Source organism: Aquabacter spiritensis, assembly GCF_004346185.1.
Classification (GTDB): Bacteria; Pseudomonadota; Alphaproteobacteria; order Rhizobiales; family Xanthobacteraceae; genus Aquabacter; species Aquabacter spiritensis.
On sequence record NZ_SMAI01000013.1, the window covers coordinates 154,994 to 161,253 of the forward strand.

The 6,260-nt window shown below is 64.6% G+C and carries 7 protein-coding genes; all 7 read left to right on the forward strand.

What is annotated here, in order from left to right; all coding sequences use genetic code 11:
- The first annotated feature begins 14 nt into the window (after window positions 1-14).
- A complete protein-coding gene (locus tag EDC64_RS18620) occupies window positions 15-809 on the forward strand; it encodes a TPM domain-containing protein (RefSeq protein WP_245504777.1) in 795 nt (264 codons plus the stop codon).
- 1 nt (window position 810) lies between these two features.
- Entirely contained in the window at window positions 811-1,461 is a 651-nt protein-coding gene (locus EDC64_RS18625; protein WP_132034162.1) for a TPM domain-containing protein, read from the forward strand.
- A 119-nt stretch (window positions 1,462-1,580) separates the two neighbouring features.
- On the forward strand, window positions 1,581-2,564 hold the full coding sequence (locus EDC64_RS18630) for a malate dehydrogenase (RefSeq protein WP_132034164.1): 984 nt from the start codon (window positions 1,581-1,583) through the stop codon (window positions 2,562-2,564).
- Window positions 2,565-3,157: 593 nt separating this feature from the next.
- A complete protein-coding gene (rpsL, locus tag EDC64_RS18635) occupies window positions 3,158-3,529 on the forward strand; it encodes a 30S ribosomal protein S12 (protein WP_012171083.1) in 372 nt (123 codons plus the stop codon).
- 17 nt (window positions 3,530-3,546) lie between these two features.
- Window positions 3,547-4,017 carry a 30S ribosomal protein S7 gene (gene rpsG, locus EDC64_RS18640; protein WP_132034166.1) on the forward strand — a complete coding sequence of 157 codons (471 nt, stop codon included), beginning with the start codon at window positions 3,547-3,549 and terminating at the stop codon, window positions 4,015-4,017.
- Window positions 4,018-4,035: 18 nt separating this feature from the next.
- A complete protein-coding gene (fusA, locus tag EDC64_RS18645) occupies window positions 4,036-6,111 on the forward strand; it encodes an elongation factor G (RefSeq protein ID WP_132034168.1) in 2,076 nt (691 codons plus the stop codon).
- Window positions 6,112-6,165: 54 nt separating this feature from the next.
- Window positions 6,166-6,260: GTP-binding protein (locus EDC64_RS18650; RefSeq protein ID WP_132034170.1), on the forward strand; the 95-nt coding region annotated here is incomplete at its 3' end.

A 6,260-nucleotide genomic window follows, 5' to 3' on the forward strand; every position in this document is an offset into this window, starting at 1 on the left:
CGGGCGTCTCGGTGATGAGCCGCGCAGCCCACCTCCAGCCCGCTCGGATGCTCGTGCCGGGCATCTGCCGGATGCTTACGGGGCTGCTGCTCGCCTTTTTTCTAATGGCGCTGCCCCTGCCGGCCCGCGCCGAGCTGACCTTTCCGCCTTTAAGTGGGCGTGTGGTGGATTCGGCCCATGTGCTCGACTGGCAGACCCTGGTCGAACTTGACCGAAAGCTCGCGGCGCAGGAAGCGAAAGCGAGCGACCAATTCGTCGTCGCGACTATTCCCTCCTTGCAAGGCACCTCGATCGAGGATTTCGCCAACCGGCTGTTCCGCCACTGGAAGCTCGGGCAGGCGCAGGAGAATAACGGGGTTCTGCTCCTGGTCGCGCCTGCCGAACGAAAGGTGCGGATCGAAGTCGGCTACGGGCTGGAAGGGATTCTTACGGACGCCGTGTCGGGCACCATCATCCGAACCGCCATCGTCCCGGCATTCCGCGACGGCGACATGGCGGGCGGCATCGTCAAGGGCGCCGACGCGATCCTGGACATCCTCAATCTCGATCCGGAGGAGGCGCGTCGGCGCGCCAGGGCGCTCGTAGACGGTGATGAGTCGGATGACTGGGTCCATTTCCTGATTCTGGCGATCATGATCCTGATCTTCGTCTTCATCATCTGGCGCGGTGGTGGGCTGCGCGGTGGCGGCGCCGCCGGACCGATCGTTTTCATGCCAGGGTCGGGTGGCCGGGGTGGCGATTCCGGTGGCGGCGGCTTTTCGGGGGGAGGGGGTTCGTCCGGCGGCGGCGGCGCCTCGGGAGGGTGGTGAAATGGCGCATGTTCCTCCTCTGACGCCGGACGAGCATCGGCGGATCGCCGACGCGGTCGCGGCGGCGGAAGCCAAGACCTCAGCCGAGATTCGCGTCGCGCTCGTCGAAGCCCCGCTTGTGACCCACGCCTATCATCCTGTGCTCTGGGCCGCTTTGGGGGCTCTGGTGCTGCCGTGGCCGGCGATCGCCGTCTTTCCGATCGAGCCACTGCGGCTTCTGGCGGTGCAGGCGGCGGCGTTCGTCCTGTTCTGGGGTGGACTCGCGCTCCCCCCGGTGTCCCGCCGCCTGGTGCCGATGCGCGAGCGCCGCGCAGCCGCGCGGGCGATGGTGCGTCAATTGTTCGTCGGCCACGGCATGCACGGGACGGAGGGGCGGAGCGGGCTCCTCATCCTGGTGGCATCACGCGACCGCATCGTCGAGATACTGGCCGACGCCAATGCCGATGCGGCGCTCGGCGCCGCGGCCTGGGCGGAGGTCTGCCGCACCGTGACGGCGCCGGCCGCCGAGGGCCGGCTCGCCGACGGCATCGTCGCCGCCGTCGCCCGCGCCGGCGACCTCCTGTCCGGCCCGCTGCCCGCGCGTTCGGGCGACCGCAACGAACTGCCGAACGCGCCGATCACGCTCGGCGGCGAGGCAGGGGGCGGGGATTAAGCGAGGTTGGCTGTCCGGTTGATTCTGATGCCGGGGCGCCTTTCCAAGGCTCGGCCGCGGCCCTAGATTGCCCGGCGCGAAGCCCCCCGAAGCGGGGCGTCGAAATCAGGGGTTATCTCATGACCAAGCCCGCCGTTCGTGTCGCCGTCACCGGCGCCGCCGGTCAGATCTGTTACTCGCTGCTGTTTCGCATCGCCAATGGCGATCTCTACGGCAAGGATCAGCCGGTCATCCTCCAGCTTCTCGATCTGCCCCAGGCCCAGGCCGCCGTGGGCGGCGTCGTGATGGAGCTCGAGGATTGCGCGTTCCCGAATCTCGCCGGCGTCGTGGTCACGGATGACCCGAAAGTGGCGTTCCGCGATATCGACGCGGCCTTCTTGGTCGGCGCCCGCCCACGGTCCAAGGGCATGGAGCGCGCCGATCTGCTGCTCGCAAACGCCGAGATTTTCAAGGTGCAGGGCGGGGCGCTCAACGAAGTCGCGAAGCGCGACGTGAAGGTGCTGGTGGTCGGCAACCCGGCGAATACCAACGCTTATATCACCCGCAAATGCGCGCCGGATCTGCCGGCGTCGAACATCACTGCGATGCTGCGTCTCGACCACAATCGCGCCTTGTCGCAGCTGGCCGCCAAGGCCGGCGTCTCCTCGGCGGACATCGAAAAGATGGCCGTGTGGGGCAACCATTCCCCCACCATGTATGCCGATTACCGCTTCGCGACGGTCAAGGGGACGCCCCTTCCGGACCTCATCAATGACGAAGCCTGGTATCGCGACGTCCTCATCCCGAAGGTCGGCAAGCGCGGCGCAGCCGTCATCGAGGCGCGCGGGCTGTCCTCGGCGGCCTCCGCAGCCAATGCCGCCATCGATCACATGCATGACTGGATCCATGGGACGAATGGCGGCTGGGTCTCCATGGGCGTGCCGTCGGATGGTTCCTATGGGATCCCCGAAGAGATCGTGTACGGCATGCCGGTGGTGTGCGCCAATGGCGCCTACGAAGTCGTGGCGGGGCTTCCCGTTGACGACTTCTCTCGCACCATGATGGACAAGACCCTGAAGGAACTGCTCGACGAGCGGGATGGCGTGAAGGCCATCGTCGGCTGAGTCGCCTGCGGGTCCGCCGCTCCGGCGGACCCGCATTTTCGAGCCGTTGTGCCCATGTCTATGCCACCAAGGTTGCCGATTACGCGGCGCGGCCGGGCCCTTTATCGCGGTCTTGGCGCCCGTCTTGGCCGATTTCGCCCATAAAGCCGGCCAAACACGTTTGTGAGGGCCTAATCCAGACATCGCCGACCGGAGATACTTGACGATCGGCGACTCTCCGGCTAGAAGCAGCCCACTTCGCGGCAGGCGGTCGGTGCCTCCAGCGATCGGTGCGGCATTCCCGGAAAGCCGGGCGCCCCGATCGGAACACCGAAACGCTGCCAGGAACAGCACTGTGAAAGCATGGGTGCACGATCGCGGCGCCGGCTCCGAAAGGGGCGGAGCGGCGTGATCCTCTGTCGCGAACGAGGCGCTTGCGTTGCCACGGCAATGCTGCGCGCCCGACCGTTCCTGGACCGTCGAAGGGCTAATGCCTTTCGGCGCGATGACTGTTTCGTGGCGGCCGATCGGGCTGCCGATGAGCGGCGGTCCCTCGGGGCCGCGTAAATTCAAGAATGCGGCGCAAGCCGCAGGTCAGGACGAGGCGAAGGCGTATGCCGACGATCAACCAGCTGATCCGGAAGCCGCGGGAAGCGCAGAAGGCGCGCGACAAGGCTCCCGCTCTGCAGTCGAGCCCGCAAAAGCGCGGCGTGTGCACCCGCGTCTACACCACGACCCCAAAGAAGCCGAACTCGGCGCTCCGGAAGGTTGCGAAGGTGCGGCTGACGAACAGCTACGAAGTTATCGGCTATATCCCGGGCGAGGGTCACAACCTCCAGGAGCATTCCGTGGTGATGATCCGCGGCGGCCGTGTGAAGGACCTTCCGGGTGTGCGTTATCACATTCTGCGCGGCGTCCTGGATACCCAGGGCGTGAAGAACCGCAAGCAGCGTCGATCCAAATACGGCGCGAAGCGGCCGAAGTGATCTGAGGAGATAAGAGCATGTCTCGTCGTCATCGGGCCGAGCGCCGCGAAGTCATCCCGGATGCCAAGTATGGCAACCTCACCCTCAGCCGCTTCATGAACTCCGTCATGCGTGACGGAAAGAAGTCGGTCGCGGAGTCGATCGTTTATGGCGCCCTCGACACGGTCGAGGCGAAAGCCAAGCACGACCCCGTCGAGGTCTTCATCCAAGCGCTCGAAAACGTCGCTCCGGCGGTGGAAGTGCGCTCGCGGCGCGTCGGCGGTGCCACCTATCAGGTGCCCGTGGAAGTGCGCACCGAGCGTCGCCAGACGCTGGCCATCCGTTGGCTGATCGCTTCGGCCAGGGCCCGCAACGAGAAGACCATGGTGGAGCGCCTTTCCGCCGAGCTTCTCGACGCGGCGAACAACCGTGGAAACGCGGTGAAGAAGCGCGAAGACACGCACCGGATGGCGGAAGCCAATCGTGCCTTCTCTCATTATCGCTGGTGATCGGAGAGGATTGAAGCCATGCCCCGCACCCACGCGATCGATGACTACCGTAACTTCGGCATCATGGCCCACATTGATGCGGGCAAGACGACGACGACGGAACGCATCCTCTATTATACCGGCAAGAGCCATAAGATCGGCGAAGTCCATGATGGCGCTGCCACCATGGATTGGATGACGCAGGAGCAGGAGCGTGGCATCACGATCACCTCCGCTGCGACCACCGCCTTTTGGAACGGCAAGCGCCTGAACATCATCGACACGCCGGGGCACGTCGACTTCACCATCGAAGTCGAACGGTCGCTCCGCGTGCTCGACGGTGCGGTCTGCGTGCTCGACGGCAACCAGGGCGTCGAGCCCCAGACCGAGACGGTTTGGCGCCAGGCGGACAAGTACAACGTGCCCCGCATCGTGTTCGTCAACAAGATGGACAAGACCGGCGCCGATTTCTATCGCTGCGTCGAGATGATCATCGACCGCGTGGCGGGCAACCCGGTCTGCTGCCAGTTGCCGATCGGGTCCGAGAACAATTTCAAGGGCATCATCGATCTCGTCCGCATGAAGGCGGTCGTTTGGGAAGATGAAGCGCTCGGCGCGAAGTTCCACGACGAGGAGATCCCGGCCGATCTCGCCGACAAGGCTGCCGAATATCGCGGCAAGCTGGTCGAAGCGGCGGTCGAGCTCGACGACGAGGCGCTGTCCAATTATCTGGACGGTGTCGAGCCCGACGTGGAGACGCTGAAGAAGCTGATCCGCAAGGCGGTCGTCACCCGCAAGTTCAATCCGGTCTTCTGCGGTTCGGCGTTCAAGAACAAGGGTGTTCAGCCTTTGCTCGACGCGGTCGTGGATTATCTGCCGAGCCCGATCGATCGTGGTGCGATCAAGGGCATCGACTTCAAGACCGAGGAAGACACCGTTCGCAACCCTTCGGACTCCGAGCCGCTGTCGCTGCTCGCGTTCAAGATCATGGACGACCCCTTCGTCGGCACCATCACCTTCTGCCGCCTTTATTCGGGCGTCATCGAGACCGGCATGGGCCTGCTCAACTCCACCCGCGACAAGCGTGAGCGCGTCGGGCGGATGCTGTTGATGCACGCCAACAACCGGGAAGACATCAAGGAAGCGTACGCCGGCGACATCGTCGCTCTGGCGGGCCTGAAGGATGTGCGCACCGGTGATACGCTGTGCGATACCAACAAGCCCGTCATCCTCGAGAAGATGGAATTCCCCGAGCCGGTGATCGAGATCGCGATCGAGCCCAAGTCCAAAGCGGACCAGGAAAAGCTCGGCATCGCCCTCTCCAAGCTGGCGGCCGAGGATCCGTCCTTCCGGGTGTCCACCGATTTCGAGAGCGGCCAGACCATCCTGAAGGGGATGGGCGAGCTGCACCTCGACATCAAGGTCGACATCCTGCGGCGCACCTACAAGGTGGACGCGAACATCGGCGCCCCCCAGGTCGCCTATCGCGAGACCATCACGAAGCGGACCGAGATCGACTACACCCACAAGAAGCAGACCGGCGGGACCGGGCAGTTCGCGCGGGTGAAGTTCGTGGTCGAGCCGAACGAAGTCGGCAAGGGCTTCTTGTTCGAGAGCGCGATCGTCGGCGGCGCGGTGCCGAAGGAATATATCCCCGGCGTCAATAAGGGTCTCGAAAGCGTGCTGGGTGCGGGCGTGCTCGCGGGCTTCCCGGTCGTGGACGTCAAGGTCCAGCTGATCGACGGTGCCTATCACGAGGTGGATTCGTCCGCCCTCGCGTTCGAAATCGCCTCCCGTGCGGCCTTCCGCGAAGCCCTGCAGAAGGGCAGCCCGGTGCTGCTCGAGCCGATCATGAAGGTCGAAGTGGTGACGCCGGAAGACTATACCGGCTCGGTCATCGGCGATCTGAATTCCCGGCGCGGTCAGATCCAGGGCCAGGACATGCGCGGCAATGCGAACGTCATCAATGCGATGGTGCCGCTGGCCAACATGTTCGGCTACGTGAACACCCTGCGTTCCTTCAGCCAGGGCCGCGCCACTTTCACCATGCAGTTCGACCATTACGAACAAGTGCCGTCGAACGTCGCTCAGGAGGTTCAGGCGAAATACGCCTGAACCGCCAACTGAACCCCGCAATGGAATTGCCAGCGAGACCCAACGGAGAGTCCCATGGCCAAAGTCAAATTTGAGCGCAACAAGCCGCACTGCAACATCGGGACCATCGGTCACGTGGACCATGGCAAGACGTCTTTGACGGCAGCGAT

Bases quoted from the DNA above. Each gene is read 5' to 3' on its own strand.
- EDC64_RS18620 (WP_245504777.1), top strand. From the start codon at position 15: ATGAGCCGCGCAGCCCACCTCCAGCCCGCTCGGATGCTCGTGCCGGGC.
- EDC64_RS18625 (WP_132034162.1), top strand. From the start codon at position 811: ATGGCGCATGTTCCTCCTCTGACGCCGGACGAGCATCGGCGGATCGCC.
- EDC64_RS18630 (WP_132034164.1), top strand. From the start codon at position 1,581: ATGACCAAGCCCGCCGTTCGTGTCGCCGTCACCGGCGCCGCCGGTCAG.
- rpsL (WP_012171083.1), top strand. From the start codon at position 3,158: ATGCCGACGATCAACCAGCTGATCCGGAAGCCGCGGGAAGCGCAGAAG.
- rpsG (WP_132034166.1), top strand. From the start codon at position 3,547: ATGTCTCGTCGTCATCGGGCCGAGCGCCGCGAAGTCATCCCGGATGCC.
- fusA (WP_132034168.1), top strand. From the start codon at position 4,036: ATGCCCCGCACCCACGCGATCGATGACTACCGTAACTTCGGCATCATG.